The sequence below is a fragment of the Nonomuraea sp. NPDC049714 genome, from assembly GCF_044465295.1.
Taxonomy (GTDB): Bacteria; Actinomycetota; Actinomycetes; order Streptosporangiales; family Streptosporangiaceae; genus Nonomuraea.
Genome location: NZ_JBITLM010000001.1, coordinates 532,493 through 550,738, shown reverse-complemented (window position 1 = coordinate 550,738; position 18,246 = coordinate 532,493). Strand labels below are relative to the sequence as shown.

15 protein-coding genes are annotated in these 18,246 nt (G+C 71.0%); 10 read left to right on the top strand and 5 right to left on the bottom strand.

What is annotated here, in order from left to right:
• Positions 1–39 precede the first annotated feature (39 nt).
• Positions 40–3,456 (bottom strand): S8 family serine peptidase, encoded by a 3,417-nt coding sequence (locus ACIBQX_RS02685; protein ID WP_396999840.1) that lies wholly within the window; start codon positions 3,454–3,456, stop codon positions 40–42.
• A gap of 130 nt (positions 3,457–3,586) precedes the next feature.
• Here ACIBQX_RS02685 and ACIBQX_RS02680 point away from each other — a divergent pair, with 130 nt between their 5' ends.
• Positions 3,587–4,570 (top strand): helix-turn-helix domain-containing protein, encoded by a 984-nt coding sequence (locus ACIBQX_RS02680; RefSeq protein WP_396999838.1) that lies wholly within the window; start codon positions 3,587–3,589, stop codon positions 4,568–4,570.
• 52 nt (positions 4,571–4,622) lie between these two features.
• On the opposite strand, the gene ACIBQX_RS02675 is transcribed toward ACIBQX_RS02680, so the two are convergent.
• Positions 4,623–5,153 carry a hypothetical protein gene (locus ACIBQX_RS02675; RefSeq protein WP_396999836.1) on the bottom strand — a complete coding sequence of 177 codons (531 nt, stop codon included), beginning with the start codon at positions 5,151–5,153 and terminating at the stop codon, positions 4,623–4,625.
• A gap of 32 nt (positions 5,154–5,185) precedes the next feature.
• Positions 5,186–5,881: a L,D-transpeptidase family protein gene (locus tag ACIBQX_RS02670; protein WP_396999834.1), complete on the bottom strand. Its 696-nt coding sequence runs from the start codon at positions 5,879–5,881 to the stop codon at positions 5,186–5,188.
• 288 nt (positions 5,882–6,169) lie between these two features.
• On the opposite strand from ACIBQX_RS02670, the gene ACIBQX_RS02665 reads away from it, so the two are divergent.
• The 3 genes from ACIBQX_RS02665 to ACIBQX_RS02655 all read left to right on the top strand — a co-directional run bounded on the left by ACIBQX_RS02665 (position 6,170) and on the right by ACIBQX_RS02655 (position 11,647).
• Entirely contained in the window at positions 6,170–6,748 is a 579-nt protein-coding gene (locus ACIBQX_RS02665) for a hypothetical protein (RefSeq protein ID WP_396999832.1), read from the top strand.
• A gap of 163 nt (positions 6,749–6,911) precedes the next feature.
• Positions 6,912–7,418 carry a methyltransferase family protein gene (locus tag ACIBQX_RS02660; protein WP_396999830.1) on the top strand — a complete coding sequence of 169 codons (507 nt, stop codon included), beginning with the start codon at positions 6,912–6,914 and terminating at the stop codon, positions 7,416–7,418.
• A 161-nt stretch (positions 7,419–7,579) separates the two neighbouring features.
• A complete protein-coding gene (locus tag ACIBQX_RS02655) occupies positions 7,580–11,647 on the top strand; it encodes a hypothetical protein (RefSeq protein WP_396999828.1) in 4,068 nt (1,355 codons plus the stop codon).
• A 3-nt stretch (positions 11,648–11,650) separates the two neighbouring features.
• On the opposite strand, the gene ACIBQX_RS02650 is transcribed toward ACIBQX_RS02655, so the two are convergent.
• Positions 11,651–11,926, bottom strand: coding sequence for a hypothetical protein (locus ACIBQX_RS02650; protein WP_396999826.1), 276 nt, complete (start codon positions 11,924–11,926; stop codon positions 11,651–11,653).
• 213 nt (positions 11,927–12,139) lie between these two features.
• Between ACIBQX_RS02650 and ACIBQX_RS02645 the strand changes: the two genes are divergently transcribed.
• From ACIBQX_RS02645 to ACIBQX_RS02630, 4 genes are all read left to right on the top strand, one after another.
• Positions 12,140–12,406 (top strand): hypothetical protein, encoded by a 267-nt coding sequence (locus ACIBQX_RS02645; protein WP_396999824.1) that lies wholly within the window; start codon positions 12,140–12,142, stop codon positions 12,404–12,406.
• Positions 12,407–12,434: 28 nt separating this feature from the next.
• Positions 12,435–13,262 (top strand): alpha/beta fold hydrolase, encoded by an 828-nt coding sequence (locus tag ACIBQX_RS02640; protein WP_396999822.1) that lies wholly within the window; start codon positions 12,435–12,437, stop codon positions 13,260–13,262.
• Positions 13,263–13,293: 31 nt separating this feature from the next.
• Positions 13,294–14,289 carry a helix-turn-helix domain-containing protein gene (locus ACIBQX_RS02635; protein WP_396999820.1) on the top strand — a complete coding sequence of 332 codons (996 nt, stop codon included), beginning with the start codon at positions 13,294–13,296 and terminating at the stop codon, positions 14,287–14,289.
• A 479-nt stretch (positions 14,290–14,768) separates the two neighbouring features.
• A complete protein-coding gene (locus ACIBQX_RS02630; protein WP_396999818.1) occupies positions 14,769–15,749 on the top strand; it encodes an acetylxylan esterase in 981 nt (326 codons plus the stop codon).
• Between the two features lie 60 nt (positions 15,750–15,809).
• Here ACIBQX_RS02630 and ACIBQX_RS02625 read toward each other — a convergent pair whose 3' ends face one another.
• Positions 15,810–16,097, bottom strand: a complete 288-nt coding sequence (locus ACIBQX_RS02625; RefSeq protein ID WP_396999816.1) for a HesB/IscA family protein — start codon at positions 16,095–16,097, stop codon at positions 15,810–15,812.
• Positions 16,098–16,296: 199 nt separating this feature from the next.
• On the opposite strand from ACIBQX_RS02625, the gene ACIBQX_RS02620 reads away from it, so the two are divergent.
• Complete coding sequence (locus ACIBQX_RS02620; protein WP_396999814.1) at positions 16,297–16,866, top strand: DUF4142 domain-containing protein; 570 nt, start codon at positions 16,297–16,299, stop codon at positions 16,864–16,866.
• Positions 16,867–17,018: 152 nt separating this feature from the next.
• Positions 17,019–18,050: a DUF2382 domain-containing protein gene (locus tag ACIBQX_RS02615; protein ID WP_396999812.1), complete on the top strand. Its 1,032-nt coding sequence runs from the start codon at positions 17,019–17,021 to the stop codon at positions 18,048–18,050.
• Positions 18,051–18,246: the final 196 nt, after the last annotated feature.

Below are 18,246 nucleotides of genomic sequence, written 5' to 3'. Positions count from 1 at the left end.
CGCCGGTGAGGTGCGCTCCTGCCAAGTCCTGCCGATCCGTCAGCGCTTGACCTGGAACTCCCCGTTGAGCGGGCCCAGCGTGATCAGGTACGTGCCCTGCTCGCCGCGCCGCACGGTGAAGCTGATCCGCGTGTCCCGGTCCGGGCCCAGCTCGACGCTCCGCCGCTGGTCCACCTCCCCGTTCACGCGCAGCACCGCGTCGTAGGAGCCCGCCCGCTCGCCGACGTTCTTGACCCTGGCCTCGATCCGCACCGATCGGCCGGGCCGGACGGCGGACGGCCTGATCTCAAGCTCGCTCACCGCGAACCTCGGCTCGGGGCCGGGGACCCGGTCGTGGAGGAAGACGTCCGAGCGCCGGTTGGTGTCGCCCTCCACCAGGTTGGCCGCGCTGCTGGAGTACGCGACATACCGGCCGTCGCCGCTGATCGACGGCGAGTCGGACCAGCCGTCGGCCTCCACCCCCTTCGGGCCGAGGGTGATCCGCTCGGTGGTGCGGGAGTCGAGATCACGGACGAACACGTCGTACCCGGTGCCCGTGTCGCCCTCGACGAGGTCGGACGCCTCGCTGTAGAAGGCGACCGTGCGCCCGTCGGCGCTGAGGGAGGGGGCGAAGAACATGCCGTGGGCCTCGTCGCCGGCCGGAGTCGCCGACACCAGCTCGTTCACGCCGGTCTCCAGGGTGTGCGCGTACAGGTGGCCGAGTCCGACGCCGTTGCTGAAGACGACCACGCGCCCGTCCGCGCTGATCTGCGGGCCGACGGTCTGGGTCGCCGGGTGCGGCGCGGTGACCAGCTTGGTGGTCCCCGTCCGCAGGTCGCGGACGAAGACGTCGGCCACGCCGTTGGTGTCGCCCGGCACCAGGTTGGTGGCGTCGCTCTGGAAGGCGACGAAGCGGCCGTCGGCGCTGATCGTCTCCTCGCGGGAGTTGGCGTCGGCCTGCGCGCCGTCCTGCCCGACGGAGATCCGCTCGTTCTTCCCCGTCTGCCGGTCGTAGAGGAAGACGTCCGTCATGCCGTTGGTGTCCCCCGGCACCAGGTTCGTGGCGTCGCTGTTGTAGATCGCGAAGCGGCCGTCGGCGGTGAAGGCGGGCGGGTAGGAGGAGGCGTCGGCCTGGGCGCCGTCGTGCCCGACGGAGATCCGCTCGGTCCTGCCGGTCTGCCGGTCGTGCACGAAGCTGTCGGTCTGGCCGTTGGTGTCGCCGGGCACCAGGTTCGTGGAGTTGCTGTTGAAGCCGACGTACCGGCCGTCGGCGCTGACCGTCGGCGACAGGTGGAAACCGTCGCCCTGCCCGCCTTCCGACGACACCGAGACCCGCGTGGTCGTCAGGGTGCGCACGTCGGTCGCGAAGATGTCGAGCTGGCCGTTGGTGTCGCCGTCGGCGAGGTTGCCCGCCGGGCTGGCGAAGACCACCACGCCGCCGTCGTCGCTCAGCTCCGGCCACCACGCCTCGTCGTTGCCCTGCCGTCCGTCGGAGCCCAGGGAGGCCCGCCCGGTGGCCGGCGGCCTCGGGAGGGACAGGTCCGCCGTCCCGCGCGCCCGCCGGCCGTCCACACTGACGTCCACCGGGTCGGACCTGGACACGCCGGCGGCGAAGGCGCTGACCCGGTAGTCGCCCTCGGGCACGTTCTCGATCCGGTAGCGGCCGTGGCGGTCGGTCCGCGCGGTCAGCGGATCGGGCACGTCGAGAACCCTGACCGTGGCGCCGGGCACCGACGAGCCGGTCGGGCCGTAGACCACCTGGCCCGAGACCGTGCCCCAGCGGGTGCGCGCCAGCCCCGGCCGCACCTCGGCGAACCGGTCCGCCTGGACCCGCACGTCCATCGTCCGCGCGTGGTAGCCGAACCGGGACAGCTTCAGGTCGTGCTCGCCCGCGGGCAGGCGCATCTCGAACCGGCCGTCCTCGTCGCTCGTGACGCTCCTGCCGTCCGCGCGGGTGACCGTCACCCCGGCGAGCGGCTCACGGTCGCGCTCGTCGATCACGGTTCCCCGGACGCCGCTCGTCAGCGCCGCCTCGGTGACCGCGGCGTAGGCGTCGATCCGGCCGTGGCCGTGCCGTGGGTTCGGCAGCTCGCCGTAGCGCTCGTCGTGGAAGGAGGTGCCGATGAGGGTCTCCAGGGCCTCCTCCACGGTGAGCCCGGGGCGGGCCTGGAGCATCAGCGCGACCGTGCCGGACACGTGCGGCGTCGCCATCGAGGTGCCGTCGTAGTAGGCGTACCCGCCGTCGGGCACGGTGGAGAGCACGCCGACGCCCGGCGCGGAGACGTCCGGCACGACGTAGGTCTCCGGCCAGTCGGCCGGCGCGCCGGCCCAGTCGGTGCGGTTGACCGTGCCGCCGCAGGAGAAGTCGGCCACGTCGTCGTTGACGTCGGTCGCACCGACGGCCACGGCCTCGTACACGTTGGCCGGGCTCGACGAGGCGCCAGGGGGGCAGTTGTTGCCGATGGCGAAGGAGGGGAAGGCGCCGGCGCGGACGATGTTCCTGGCCGGTTCGATGAACTCCGAGCCGTAGCCCATCCCGCCCAGCGACATGCTGATGACGTCCGCGGGCTCGCCCGCCGCGGTGCCGTCGGCGGTGTACGGCGCGAGCGCCCACTGCATGCCGGCGATCACCTGGGCCAGCGTTCCGCTGCCGCCCGGGGTGACCAGGCCGACCATCATCCTGGCGCCGGGGGCGACGCCGATCTGGGTGCCGGAGGCGTTCCCGCCGACGATCGTGCCCGCCACATGGGTGCCGTGGGTGGCGCTGTCATGCGGGCCGGACGGCACCGGCTTGCCGTCAGGGCCGAACTCGAGCCAGCCGCCCGGATGGCGGGGGTCCGACGCGTCGTCGGTGACGAGCTTGCCCGCGAGGTCGGGGTGGGTGATGTCGATGCCGCTGTCGAGCATCGCCACCAGCACGCCCGCACCGGTGAGCCCGGTCTCGGTCTGCAGCCGGTCGGCGCCGATCTTCGTCAGGCCCCAGGTGAACGGCTCGGCGGCGGCCTTCGCGCCGGCCGGCGACTTCGGCGTCTCCGGGACGGTCAGCCGGAAGTTGGGGATGATCCGCTCGACCAGGTCGAGCGCCGCCAGGTCCTCCAGCGTCGCGGGCGTGGCCCGTACCAGCACCATGTTCTTGATCCAGAAGGTGTTGACCACCTGGTCGCCGCGGGACTCGACCAGGTCGGTCACGGGGCTCTGCGCGGACTCGGCCGTGCGGGTCAGCGCTGTGCGCATCTCGGCCGGCGCGGCCTTCGTCGTGGGCGGGACCTGGTGGGGGCGCAGGATGACGGCGGCCTCGATCCGCGCGCCGGCGGCCCGCATCTGGCCGGTGAGCGCGCTGTCGATCTTCGGGTTCGCGGGCGGGTCCACGGCGGCAGCCACCGGGGTCGCGGGCGTCAGCGCGGCCAGCAGTCCGAGTGCCAGCAGCGCGGCTGGTAACAGGCGTCGCCCGAATGGCCGGCGGGGGGACAGCGGCATGACACTCCTTCGTTCAGGTGACCACGGGGGTCGATGATGCAGATGAACGCTGACATCTCCGGATATTTCCTGACAAGGTGTGTCGGGGGCGAGTTCCTGCCAGGTGGCGGATGTACGACAGGAGGCCGGGATGCTGGAAGCGATCGGGTTGAGCCGTCAGGACGAGGCCGTGTACGACGCGCTCGTCCGCCGGACGCAGGCGACCGTGTCGGAGATCGTCCACGACTGCCACCTGCCGGAGTCGGCCGCCAGGAAGACGCTGCAGTCACTCGTCACGCTCGGCCTGGCCACCCGCTCGACCGCCCGCCCCACCCGCTACGTGGCCGTTTCGCCGGACAGCAGCCTGGAGGCGATCGTCCGCGAGCGCGAGCGCGCCCTGCACGACGTGCGCTCACACGTCCGCTCCCTGATGGACATCTACCGGGCCAACACCCGTTTCGCCCACCCCGGCGAGCTGATCGAGGTGATCTCCGGGCGCGACGAGGTCAACCACCGCTGGGTGCAGATGCAGCAGAACACCCGTGCGCAGATGCGCGGCTTCGACCGGCCGCCGTACGCCGCCCCACAGGAGCACACCGAGCCCAACCGGACCGAGCTCAGCCTGCTCCGGCGGGGCGTGAAGTACCGGGTCATCTACGACACCAGCGTGCTGGAACTGCCCGGCTGGCTGGACGACGTCACGACCGGGATGCGGCAGGGCGAGCAGGCCAGGATCGCCGCGAACCTGCCGATGAAGCTCGCCATCTCCGACGACCGTCTCGCCATCATCCCGCTGCTGCGGGCCGGGGACGACGCGGTCGCCGCGTCGTACCTGATCCACCCGTCACCGCTGCTGGACGCGCTGCTCGCACTCTTCGAGGCGCTGTGGGAGCGCAGCGTCCCGGTCCGGCTGACCGAGCACGGCGCCGGCGGCCCGGACACGGCGGAGCCGTCGGAGGACGAGGCGAGGCTGCTGACGCTGCTGGCCTCGGGGGCGACGGACAAGGCCGCGAGCCGGGCGCTGGGGTGGAGCGAGCGGACCGTCCAGCGGCACATCACCCGGCTGATGAGGCGGCTCGGGGCGCAGACGAGGTTCCAGATCGCGATGGAGGCCACCCGGCGCGGCTGGCTGTGACGCCGGGATCCCGGCCTGATGGGCTCTGCCGAAACGGTGGTCGCCCCGGACGTCAGCGCCAGCCGACCGCGTCGAGCACCGCGGCGGCCACCGCCGTCGCGGGGCGATCCGCCGCCTCGACCACGACGTCCTCGACCGAGGCGGCGTCCAGGATCCGGTCGAGCTCGCCCGAGCGCTCGACGTGCCAGCGCAGGCCGGCCTCGTCGCCCTCGTGACGGCGGGTGAGCCGGCGGTGCACGGCGGGCAGGGCGACCCGGAGCCGGCAGACGGTGAGCTCGGCGGCGAGCGTCTCCTCGTAGCGCCGGCGCTCCGCGCGGCTCTCCACGACCCCCGCCAGGACCAGCCGGGAGACCCCGGCCGCCAGGTAGTTGCGGGCGACGTCGCGCAGGTTGCGCAGGGTCATCGCGGCGTTGAACGGGTCGCCCGGCGGGGACGGCCACGAGCGGCGGAGCCAGTCGAGGTCGACCACCGCGTTGGGGATCCCCGCGTCGGCGAGCAGGCCGCCGAGGGCGTCGGCCGTCGCCGTCTTGCCCGACCCCACCGTGCCGGTGATCAGCAGGGCGCGCGGCTCAGAGGTGATCACACGATCATTCTGGCCCAGCGGCGCAACGGGTTTTACCTCCGGCCGGGCACCACGATGGACTTGCCACGGACGTATACGGGCTCGCCGATGCCGACCAGGTGGTAGAGCCGGTCGGCCGCCTTCATCGGCAGGCGGACGCAGCCGTGCGACGCCGGCCACAGCGGCACCTTGGTCGAGCCGTGCATCGCCACCCCGCCGACGAAGTACAGCGAGTTGTACATCGAGCCGAGCGGCCCGGTCGTCCAGCCGGGAGCCCGCGTGGTGACGCGGAAGTCGCCCACCGGGGTCGTCGCCGTCCGGCAGTAGCCGCCGTTGCAGAAGCGCACGCCGGCGCCGCTGGACATGTGGGTGATCAGCACCGGGCGGCGGCTCCGGTAGACGATGAGCATCTGCCGGCGCAGGTCGATCTCGACCCGGTCGCCGGCTCCCCTCGGCACCAGGGGCCGTGGTCTGCGCGGACGCTCCAGCGCCCGCCACACGGCGTGGTCGACCTTCGCGCGCGGGCGGATGCCGTGGAGCTTCTGGAACCCCCAGACGGCGGCCGTGGTCTGGTCGTCGTACACGCCACTCACCCGGCCCCAGAGATAGCCCTCCTCGCGCAGCAGCCGCTGAAGCCGCTTGACGCTGTCACCACGGTCGCCGGGACGCAGGACGATCTCCAGCGGCGTGGTGTCGGCGACGGCGATGCCTGGAACGACCGGGAGCCCCAGGCAGAGGGCGAGAATCAAAGGTCGGTGAACGTTGATCACAAGCGGTTCGTTACCCGAATCACCAAATGGCCACCCCATGAAAACTGATTTTTCCGCCAAGGCCCGTGTGGCGACTTTGTCGGGTGAAATTGGGTCATAGGGCATATGTGCAATCGGTGGCCGCCGGAAATGGCGAGACTTTGAGTGCACATTACATTTATGCAAGATAAAGCGGATGATCGACAGGGGTATGTCTGGCGGAGTGGCGAGGCGTTCGAGTCGGCGCCCGCTTCCAGGTCGATAAACCCATGAACGGAACGATCGCCCATGAAGAATGAAAGTCGAGTGCATCGCGCGCTCTTCTCCAAGCGAGCCGTCACTCTCGCACTCGCGACGGCGGCGGCGAGCGTCATGCTCCTCCCGGCCGCGCAGTCGGCCAGCGCCGGCGAGCTGCGGGTGGCCGGCGCGGCTGTCCAGATGACCACGCTCGGCGAGAAGCCGACCGTGGGCTGCAAGCACCGCGGTTGCGGCCACCGCTGGTGGGGGTGCCGCCACCACCACTGCCACCACCACGGTCATCACCACGGCCGCCACCATGGCCACAAGCACGACGACCACCACAACAGGGGGCCCCAGGGGCCGGTGGGTCCGCCCGGACCGCAGGGTCCTGAAGGTCCGCCCGTGGAAGTCCCCGATGACGATAAGGACCATGGGGACGACAAGGATCACGAGGACGACAGGGATCACAAAGACCACAGCGACCACGGCGTCCACAGGGGTCACAAGGACCACAAGGACGACGACAAGAATCGGTGGTGGGCGGGCGACCGCGAGCACGACACGTGGTGGGCCGACGAAGATGGCGGTCGTGGCTGGCCTGAGCGCCGCGGTGACGACGAGTACTGAGCCAGGTCGAGAGGCCGGCTGGCGATAAATCTCAAGGCAAATGCCGCATCCGTCCGTGGGTGCGGCATTTAGCCGTTTGTAGAGGGATATATCCGAAAAATGTTGACGGCTGCTTTTCGCTGTGCCTAAACTCATCATGGAATGAATTCCATGGAGGTGGGTCATGCGCAGGACTCCGGCCGCCGTCGGCAGCGCGTTGTTCTTCGCCGCCGCTCCCGGGACCGTCGCGGTCCTGATCCCCTGGTGGATCACCGGCTGGCAGCCTCGCGCCCCGCTTCCCGTGGCGCTGATGCTCCCGATCCGGCTGGTGGGAGCGCTGCTGATCCTCGCCGGGGCCGTGGTCCTGGTGCACGCGTTCGTCCGGTTCGTGGTCGAGGGCTTCGGCACCCCGGTTCCGGTGGCTCCGCCGGAGCGGCTGGTCGTCGGTGGTTTCTACCGGTACGTACGCAATCCCATGTACGTGGCGATCTTTTCGGTGATCATCGGTCAGGCCATGCTGCTCGGCCGGTCCGAACTCCTCGGATACGCCGCGGTGGTCGCCGTCGTGGTGACGGCCTTCGTCCGCCGGCGCGAGGAGCCGCTGCTGCGCCGCAGGTTCGGCGCCGAGTACGACGCCTACCGAGCGGCCGTGCCTGGCTGGCTCCCACGCCTGCGCCCCCACGACCCCTGACCCCGCGCCTGCGCCCATTGAGCCTGTGCCCATCGAGCCTTCGCTCCGAAGAAACTGGAGCCCCATGTCCTCAGGGGTTTGACGACAAGTCACTATATGTGGTCAGCTCGTAACTTCTGTTGCTGATGGGTTGATTTACACCGCTTCGGGGGAACTTCTTCATGCCTTTCAGGCACGCCCTCGTACGCGTGCTCGCGTCCGCGTCGCTGGCAGCCGTCGTCCTGGCACCGCTGCCCTCCGCCGCCGCCCGTACGACCGCTGATGCCCGTACGGCAGGCGAAGCGCGTACGGCCGGCGAGGCACAGACGACCGGCGAAGCGCGTACGGTCAGGGACGCGCGTGCGACCGCCGTCGACGTCAAGCCGGTGCCTCCGGTGTCCCAGCCGGGCCCCGCGCAGGTCGACGTCCCGATGGAGCCGTCGTCGGCCACCGTCGCGGCCGGGGACGACGACCGCCGGGTCGGACCCGAGGCGCCCGAGGTGACCACGCCCGCGGGCCCCGCGCTGGTCCAGCGGATCGAGGCCGAGGCGAGCGAGCGGGCAGGCGGGCCGGGCCCGGACCCACGAGCCGTACTGCCGGACACCTCCCAGGCCTCCCCTCTCAAGCTGAGCACCCCGCTGGCGGGGCTGTTCAACCAGGTCCGGCTGCCGGCCGGCCCGCTGACCTACCGCCTGTGCGTGGAGAGCGCCGAGGTGCCCGTCTCCTGCTCGGGAGGTCAGCCGCTGATCAAGCCGGTCGCCGCCGACGTCACCGGCGACGGCGTCGCCGACCTCGCGGCCAGGCTGCTGCCCGCGACCGACCGGCAGAAGATCGCCGGGCTCGACTTCGCGGTCAAGCGCCTCCCCGGCCGTCCCGAACTCCGGGCGCGCGTATGGGCGGAGTACGACGAGCGTTTCTCGGTCGGCTTCGACGGCATGCGCGAGGGCTCGGCGCTGTCCGCCTCGGACCGGGGCACGTTCACCCTCGATCCGGCGGGCAAGCGGGTCAAGGCCGACGTCGAGCGCACCGATCCCGGCGCGTCCGCCGCCGTCGTGGCGGGGCTGACCGGGCGCACCCTGGTGAGCCTGCGGCAGACGCCCGCCACCGAGACCCTCACGATCGACGCCACCCTCGACGCGACCAGGCTGGATCTCACCGCCTCGGCGCCCGCGCGGCTGGACACGCTGGTGGTGACCGGCGACCGGCTGACCAGGGCGGTGCTGGACCGCATGCCCACACGCGCGCGGGTGACGATGAAACGCGGGGACGGCGACACCGAGATCCGCCTGACCGCTGCCGCCGCCATCGGCCAGGCCGAGGTGCACGACCAGTCCTACGCCGACGGGCGGCTGTCCAAGCTGGCGAGCGTGACGTTGGAGGACGTGCCGCCCGCCTTCACCGCCAGGTACGGCTCCTCCGGCGCGAAGCAGACGCTGGCCCTCGACACCCGGCTGCACCGAGCGGGCACGGTCCGGGCCCTCTACTTCGACCGGGCGGCGGCCAGGACCGTGCTGCGGGCCGAGCTGAGCGGTCTGCCCGCCCGGCTGCGCCTGACGAGCGACCCGGCGCAGCACCGGGTGCGGCACTCGACCAGCTCGCCTGTCGGCCGGTTCGCGATGGTGGCGCAGCGCGGCGAGGGCGCGATCTCCACCCCGCGCGGCGGCCACGTCACCATGATCAAGAACGGGTCCGCCGTCGGCGTCTCGGTGCTGCTGTCCGGACTGTCCGGCTTCGACGTCACGTACGGCGCCGAACCGCACGCCCGCCTCACCGCCGCCGCGAGCGGCCGGTCCTTCGTCGGCGCCGCCAGCATCGACGGCACCCACCTGGCCAGGCTGGAGATCTCCAACACGCCCGCCTGGGTCGACGTGACGCTCGACCCCGCCGCCAGGAAGGCCGTCTACCGGGCCAGCGGCGACATCGGCAAGCTGCGGGCCGCCTACGCCAACACCCGCCAGGGCCCCACGATCGAGGCCACCGTCCGCGGCGTGCGGGGCGACGTCAGCGCCTCGTGGGCGCTGGGGGAGCGGTCGACGGTCGCGTTCACCAGCTCCTCCCCGTTGCCGAAGGTCCAGATCTACGCGAACAGGAAGTACGTCACCGCGCCCGGCGGCGAGGACGTCCAGGCCACTATGGACGGCGTCGGCAAGCGCGCCGAGCTGGTGGCGGACACCGCGGCCAGGACGCTGACCTGGACCGCGGACGCCCCCGTGCGGTCGGTGACCGCGCTCGCCCGCGTCAAGCTGCAGGGCCGCGAGGTCAGGGCCGCCGCCCGGGTCACCGGCGTGCCCGCCAGGTTCGACGCCTCCTGGAACCCGGGCGACTACCACTTCCGCGGCCTGTCGGGCCCGGTCGGCACGGCGGCGCTGGCCTTCACCAACCACGACGGCGCCAAGGCGCCGGTGGGCCCCCACCTCGCGGCCCACTACGACGAGGCCACCGGGGACCTGGACGCCAGCGTGCGGATCAAGGGCCTGTCGACGGTCCGGCTCAGCCCCGCGGGCGAAGGGTTCACCGCCGACTTCCGCGCGGCCGGGCAGCGCGTCGCGATCGACGCCGACGTCACCCGGGGCGATCTGCGCTTCGGCATGCTCGGCACACTCGGGCCGATCCTGGAGAAGGGCAGCCGCCTCACCGTCACGGCCGCCGGCTCGACTCTCAGCTACGCGGGCACCCGCCTCGACGTACGGGCCCGCGCCTGGCTCGGCAAGGCGGGCGCGCTGCGGCGGATGCCCGCGGCCCCCGTGGTGGAGGGCGGGCTCTCGATGGTGGACGGCGGCTGCGCGGCGGGATCGCAGGGATGCGCGCCCGGTCCGTTCTGTACGGCCAGAGGCTGCTACGGCATCCAGGGATACCTCGACGTGACCGGGTTGCCGGAGCGGGTCACGGTCGACCTGGCGGCCAGGACGTTCACCTTCGACGGCTACCGGCCGGGCAGCCGGGGCCTCGGCGTCTACCTGGCCAGCACCGTCCTGGCCCCGGTGCCGATCAAGGCCACCGCCAGGCTCACCGGCCTGCCCTCGAAGATCACCCGGATGTCGCTCGGTCCCTTCGAGGTGACCGGGCGCGACACCGTGCGGGCCTTCTACCGCATCGAACCGGCGGCCACACTCGGCTCCCTGTCCGTGCACGCCCAGGCGGGCGACCTGCGCGGGCGGCTCACGGTCGAGCCGGTGCCCGCCGTGGTCGCCGTACACGGAAGCTACGGTGCGAAGACCCGCGTCCGCGTGCAGAACTCCGCGGCCGTCGACCGGCTCACCGCGAAGGTCACCCTGCCCGGGGCGGGCACCGGCGAACTGCGGCTGAAGGACGTGCCGGCCACCTTCGGCGTGGACGCCGACGCGGCCGGCGGCGGGGTGCGCGTGCCCGCGCTCACCTACAAGGCCGTGGGAGGCGTGAGCACCCTGGACGGCTACCTGGGCGTGGAAGGCGGCCTCGTGGACCGGTCGGGCAGGCTCGGGGCCGTGTCGGTCGCCGTGACCGACCTGGCCGCGGACACCACCGTCAGGCTGAAGCCCGACCTGTCGCTCGACCTGGTGTCGAAACCGGTGCCCACCGGGCGCATCGAGCTGCACGCCGGGCTGACCGTCGACCCGGTCGCGCGCCAGCCGATCACGCTGGCCAAGGAGGTGCCCAACACCAAGGGATTCCTCTCCTATCACGTGGGCGGCGCCTTCGCGCTCGGCAAGAGCACGATCGAAGATCTGTCACTGTCGGTGCGGCGGGTGTCCTGGCTCAAGATCCGGCCGGGCAGGATCCCGTTCGGTCTGAAGGGGCCGCGCGTGGCCGGCTACCTGACGCCCGGCTTCGAGGGGGACTACGCCCGGCTCGACATCGGCGCGGAGGGCGTGAAGCTGCGCCCCGACGTCACTCTTGGCCTCAAGCTGACCAAGGACGTCGGTGGCGACGTGTTCCGTGAGTCGGTGCGGATCGGCCCCACCACCTCGCTCGCCCTGCGCCGCTACGACCAGCGGATGCGGCGCATCGGCGCCAAGCACGAGGTCAGCGCGGGCGGGGTGCGGCTGGCCTGCCTGGCGGTCAACGCCAAGCCGGGCTTCGCCGGGAAGGGCAAGACGAACTCGATCACCCTGCGCGGCTCCGGCGGCCCGCAGATGGTCTCGCTGCTCGACGCGGGCGGCCGGGTGCCGGACTACGCCGTCGACCTGCTGACGCACTTCATGTCGCCGTTCCCCGGGGCGGACTGGAAGGTCGCGGGGGCGCGGGCGGGCGGGTGCGCCGCCCCGGCCTGACCTTCACCGGAAGGGCTCGCCCAGCCGGACCAGGCGCCGCCCGTCCTGTTCGAGCACCTCCCGAACCGTCCACAGCCGCTCGGCGACGACGGTGCCGTCCATGGTCATGTAACCGCCGACCCGGACCAGGGGACGCCCGCCGTCGTCGCGGATCAGCTGCGCCCGCGTCTCGGTGTCGTCGCCGAAGTCCAGGAGGAAGTCGTCGTCATAGGCGGGGGCGTCCAGGACCATGCCGGGGGAGAGGTGGGTGCTGGTCGTCTGCACCAGATACGCGTCCATACCGCCCACTACCCGGAATCCGCGCGATCCTGCCTTAAGGCCCTCCGCTCCCGAACATGTCCTCAGCCGCCAGGTAGCGGAGTGAGACATCACGATTGCGATTCGTGATCCTCTCGGAGCGGTGAATGTGGCTGGTTCGGTGGGATTGCTACTTGATCGTGTTCGTGTCGGAGACGGTCGCGTGGAGAGCGGGTTCGGGTGCGGCGGGAGTGAGTGCCGGAAGAGCTGATCGCAGCGTGGACGCTGCTGGACGGCGACTGGGAGCTGGTAGGGAACGAGACGGGGGCGACCCGCCTGGGGTTCGGCCTGATGCTGAAGTTCTTCGAGCAGGAGGGCCGGTTCCCGCGGCACGTGGGTGAGCTGCCCAAGGCCGCGGTGGACTACGGTTTCCCGATGACCGCTAACGCACGGCAACCCCGACCAGACGATGGTGGCGGACGGTCGGCCTTCAACTCCGCGGGAACATTTGTCCAAGACTGATAGTCGACCGCCCGTGCACAGTCTCCGCATGAGTGAATACGACATTGAACGTTCGCATGGGATGCACGTGGTCCATGACGGCCCGCGGCAGGCGCCACCGTTGCTGCTCATCCACGGGTCGGGGGCCTCGGGCGGTTTCTGGGGTCCGGTGGTCCCGGCGCTGGCCGGTCACCATCACGTCATCCGGGTCGACCTCCCGGGTTGCGGCCAGTCCCCGCCCGCGCCGTCGTATGACGTGCCCGCGCAGGCGGGTCAGGTGGCGGCGCTGCTGGACGACCTCCGGCTTCGTCACGTCGCCGTGGCCGGGCACTCCAGCGGTGGCTACGTTGCCACCGCGCTGGCCGAGCAACGTCCAGACCTCGTGCGTTCGCTTACGTTGATCAGTAGTGGCCCGAGTCCGGATGCGCTCCTCCGGCAGCCGTTCATCCTTCGGGTGCTGCTGGCCCCGCCGCTGGGCCCGCTCATGTGGCCGAGGCGTTCGGATGCGATGATCCGCAAGGGGATCAGCGCGACGGCCGTTCGCCCCGTGGACCTCCCGGACGACGTGGTCGCCGATGTACAGGGCATCACCTACCGCGTGATGAGGACGGTGCTGCGCCAGAGCACCGCGTACATCGCCGAACGGAGCGTGCCCGAGCGGCTCGCCGCCCTCAGAGCCCCCGTGCAGGTGATCTTCGGTGCTGCCGATCCCCGTTGGGAGCCGTCGTCGGCGCACCGATACGACGCGGTGCCGGGCGCGCGGGTCGAGCTGCTACCCGGTGTCGGGCACCTTCCCATGCTGGAAGCACCCGAGACGATCGGCAAACTGCTGCTGGACTTCACGGCGGCGGGGCCGACGACGACCCGTAATCCCTGATGCCTAGACTGGCCACGTGTCGCCTGCCGGAATGCCATCTGACCAGGCGTGGGTGGACATCGCAGTCCCACGCCCGTCGGTTCGGCTGCCGGGGGTCAGCATGGCCGGGTTCTGCCATCGTGCCCCGGCCTCGGTGGACATCTCCATGATCGCCTACCCGTCCGTCACCCTGCTCGTCGATCTGGGTGAGGGAGAAGGTGCCGTCTACGAAGCCTCTGGCCGGCACGAGCGCGGCAGCGTCGTCGTCGGGCTAGTCCCCGGCGATCTCCAGGCAACTGGCCGGGGAGCCGGACAGTTGCTCCAGATCCGGCTGGATCCGGTCGCGGCGGCTGCGTTGCTGGGCGGCGCATCGGCCGAGCTCAGCGGGACGGTGGCAGCTCTTGAGGACGTCTGGGGCCGCGACGCCGGGCAAGCCGAGGACAGGCTGCGCACCGCCACGTCGTGGGACGAACGCTTCACGATAGCGGTGGACATCGTAGGTCGGCGGCTGAGTGACCACCCGCCGGTCGACCCCCAGGTCGCCCACGCCTGGCGGCGGACGCTGTCCAGCCGGGGCCGGGTGCGGGTCGACGGCCTGGCGGACGAGGTCGGCTGGAGCCGCAAGCGCCTGTGGTCCCGCTTCCGGTCCCAGCTCGGCATCACGCCCAAATGCGCCGCCCGGCTGGTGCGCTTCGACCACGCCGCCCACCTTCTCGCGGCGGGTCACGCCGCCGCCCGCGTAGCCGCCGAGAACGGCTACGTCGACCAGTCCCACCTTCACCGCGAGGTCGCGACGTTCGCCGGGCTCACGCCCACGGCCCTGGCGGTCGCGCCGTGGCTCGCGGTCGATGACGTCGCGTGGCCGGCTTCATCGCCCGCCGGCGCAAGCACGCCTTCCTGCGATGGGCCACACGCGCAAAGCTCCCGCCTCGGAATGACCCTCCCACACCGGCCATCATCCACCCCATGCCCACCAACCAGAACTCCCGGCTCTTCCGCTCGATCTCCGCGGTTCACCCTGACAGCAGCGTCGCTTCGTGGTCCTTGATCGCTGCTGTGACCAGGCTGCGTGCGTCCCCAGATGATGGCCTCCCGTTCGGCCTGGGGCTCCAGGCCGCGGACGTCACGCAGGACGATCTGCGCCTCCCAGTCGACCACGACGGTCAGGGCCGAGATCAGGCGCTGAAACGACTCCTCGCTCAGGGTGCCGCGGAGCGGTTCGCAGGGCTCGCTCCAGCCATTCCACCCGGCGGGGTTGCGTCGCTGGCCGGTCAGCTCTTCACCGTCGCCGACCCTTTCAAGATGATCCCAATGTGGGTTTTGGGCTTATCGAGGCTGTTGCCTGACAGGCCAATCCGGCTACGACAAACGCCCGCACAGGGCCCTGCCCCCCTCAAGCGAGCGATCACTGCGCTACCTGACGGCTGGGGACACGTTCGGGAGCGGAAGGCCTTCAAGGGGGTGGGATGGCACCGACGCCAGCCAATACGGTGAAATATCACCATCCTCTACTGGCTGGAGTTATCAGTGCCTCTGTTCGACCTGCCGCTTGAGCAGCTTCGCGACTACCGCCCCGAGCGCGACGAGCCCGCCGACTTCGACGACTTCTGGTCCCGTACGCTCACCGAAGCGCGAGAGTTCCCCCTGGACGCGACCTTCACCCCGTACGAGGCTCCGTACACCAACGTCGAGGTGTACGACGTCTCCTTCGCCGGGTGGGGCGGGCATCGGATCAACGGCTGGTTCCTGACGCCGAGCGGCGCCGAGGGGCCGCTGCCCTGCGTCATGCACTACATCGGCTACAGCGGCGGGCGCGGGTTCCCGCACGACCACCTCATCTGGCCGGCGGCCGGTCACGCCGTGTTCGTCATGGAGACGCGCGGCCATGGCGGCGCCAACACGCAGAGCCCCGGCGCGACCGGCGACCCCCACGGCAACGACTCCCCGCAGGCGCCGGGCATGATGACCCGCGGCATCCTGGACCCCGACGACTACTACTACCGGCGGGTCTTCACCGACGCCGTGCGGGCCGTCGAGGCCGCCGCCGGGCATCCCGCCGTGGACGCGGAGCGCATCATCGTCTCCGGCGGCAGCCAGGGCGGTGGCATCGCGCAGGCGACGGCCGTGCTGCACCCCGGCGTGCGGGCCGCGCTCATCGACGTGCCGTTCCTGACGCACTTCCGGCGGGCCCTGGAGATCACCGACAAGGACCCGTACCAGGAGCTCGTCCGGTTCCTGGCGACCCGCAGGGACGCCGCCGACCAGGTCTTCACCACGTTGTCGTATTTCGACGGCGTCAACTTCGCCGCCCGGGGCCGGGTGCCCGCGCTGTACTCGGTGGCGCTGATGGACTTCATCTGCCCGCCCTCCACGGTCTTCGCCGCCTACAACCACTGGCAGGGAGCCAAGGAGATCACGATCTGGCCGTGGAACGGCCACGAGGGCGGGAGCGGCTACCAGCGTGAGGAGCAGCTGCGTTACCTGCACAAGCTGCTCGCGGCCGGCTGACCGCAGCCTGGCCGGCCGCCGGTCCGGTGCGGAGCCGGGCACCGGACCGGCGCTGGCGGGTCAGGCCGGGCGTTCGGTGACCAGGAAGGAGACGGCGCCCTGGTCGTCGGCGCCCGCGTCGAGGGACTTGTCGTCCAGCACCGTCGCGGCCACCGGGTCGAGGTAGACGCGGGCGCCTTCCGCCTCCACGACCTCGTCGGCCGGCTCGGGAGCCGTGGCCAGCGAGAGAGTCAGCGAGTTGGCGCCCTCCCCCTGGGACGAGATGCGGATGCCACTCTGCGTCGGCTCGGGCGCCGCCGCGGTCAGGTCTCGGATGGCCTGTGCTGCGTTGGCTGTCAGGGTGAGCACTAGGGCTCCTCCTCGCGTTCGACGTACATGAATTGCCTGCCATTCCCCTGTCTGCCGAGCCCAACCGTCCGTCGCGAAATTCTTTGCCGATCCGTCGGCGGTCACCGGCGTGGCACGGCGGGCGGAGGCGTACCGGTTGTGATTACTGTACGTGACTGACCTGCCGCTGACGGTAGGCAAGCTTATTCGGGGGACAGTCATGACAATTCAGCGTTCGTATCTCCTTCCGCTCGCGCTCGCCGTGGCCACGGCGACGGCGGGCTGCGGCCAGGCCACCACCGGGGCCGGGATGGCGCCGGCCGCGTCACCGCAGGGCTCGGCGGCCGGTCAGGTCGCGCCGTCCGACCAGGACAGGATCTGGATGAAGAAGATCCACCGGGACTACCTGGCCGAGAAGCTGGCGGGCGGCCTGGCCGAGCGCAAGGGCGCCGCCGCCGCCGTCAGGGAGCTGGGCGCGAAGCTGGTCACCGCGCACGCCGAGCTCGACGCCGAGCTCACCCAGGCGGCGGCCCGGCTGGGGGTCGAGCTGCCGGCCGCGCCGTCGGAGGAGCAGGAGAAGGCCGGCAAGGCGCTGGAGGAGGCCTCGGGGAAGGACTTCGACAAGGCGTTCCTCACCGCGATGCGCAAGCGGCACGCGACCGCGATGGGTCAGACGCGGACGGAGATCAAGAAGGGGAGTTCGCCCGAGGTGAAGGCGATGGCCAAGAGCGCGCTTCAGGTCATGCGACACCATTCACTCCTGACCAAGAAGGCGCTGGAGGAGAGCTAACGTCGCTTTTGTAGGAATTGTCGTGAAATGCCGATAAAGGGCAAAGTCTGAACAATGGGTGTGCGCTTGTAGGTGTCTGGGGTATTTGTCCGTCTTGAACCACCCGCCGGCGTGTGAATCGGCCGGCGGGGACAACGATTCGGGGGATCGTCGTGTCTACGCAAACAGAGATCCGCAGCCTGCTCGACTGTCGTGTCGTGGGCTCGGACGGCCAGCAGATCGGCAAGGTCGGACAGGTATACCTCAGCGACCGCACGGGCGAACCCGAGTGGGTGACGGTGAAGACCGGGTTCTTCGGCACGAAGGAGAGCTTCGTGCCGCTGACCGGCGCACACCGCAGCTCGGGCATGCTCCGCGTGCCCTTCGACAAGGAGAAGATCAAGGGCGCGCCCGCCATCGACGACTCGGACGACCGCCTGACCCTGGAGGAGGAGGCCGGCCTCTACCGCTACTACGGCATGCAGCCATCGAGCGTCCCGCCCCAGCGCCAGGAGGGCCAGGGGAGAGGCCCGGCCACCGGGACGGCGAGACCGGAGACAGGGCGACCGGAGACAGGGCGACCGGAGACAGGGCGGCAGGACGCTGGGCGGCAGGAGATGGGACGGCCGGGGATGGGGCGGTCGGAGGCGCCGCGGCCCGAGGCGCCCCGGCCGGGTCCGGGAACCGGAGCCGGCACGGGCGCCGCCGCAGGGATGACCGGTGCCACCGGCCGGAAGCCCGGAACGGCACGCGACCGCGACGACGACGTCGACATGATCCGCTCGGAAGAGCACATGCGCGTCGGGAAGGAGAGAAGGGAGTCCGGGCACGTACGGCTGCGTAAGTACGTCGAGAGCGAGAACGTCGAGGAGACCATCCCGCTCGAGCGCGACGAGGTGGTGATCGAGCGCGAGCCCATCGTCGGTGGCCAGCCGATTCACGGACGCGAGTTCGGCGAAGAGGAAGAGGAGACGTTCACCCTCTACGAGGAGCGCCCTGTCGTCGGCACCGAGAGCACGCCCGTCGAGCGGGTGCGGATGCGCAAGGAGAAGGTCAGCAGGGACGAGACGGTGCACGGGAAGGTCCGCAAGGAGCGGTTCGAGGTCGACCAGGACGGCGAGACCCTGGACCAGGGCGACCAGCCGCAGCGCGACCAGCCGCAGCGCGACCGGCCTCTGCGCGACCAGCCTCGCCGCGACCGCTGACGGCCGGCGCGAACCGCGCGGCGCGCGCGGCGGGAGCGCGGCACCCGCCCCACCGGGGTGTCAAGGATGTGCATCCGCGCTCCCGCTGCCCGGTGCGCCGGGATATTTCCTGTGGAAAATTTGACTATCACCAATTGTCCCATCAATAAGGATGTCTCTCCATTGTCAAGAAAAGTCAATTTCTCTGTCAAGGGCA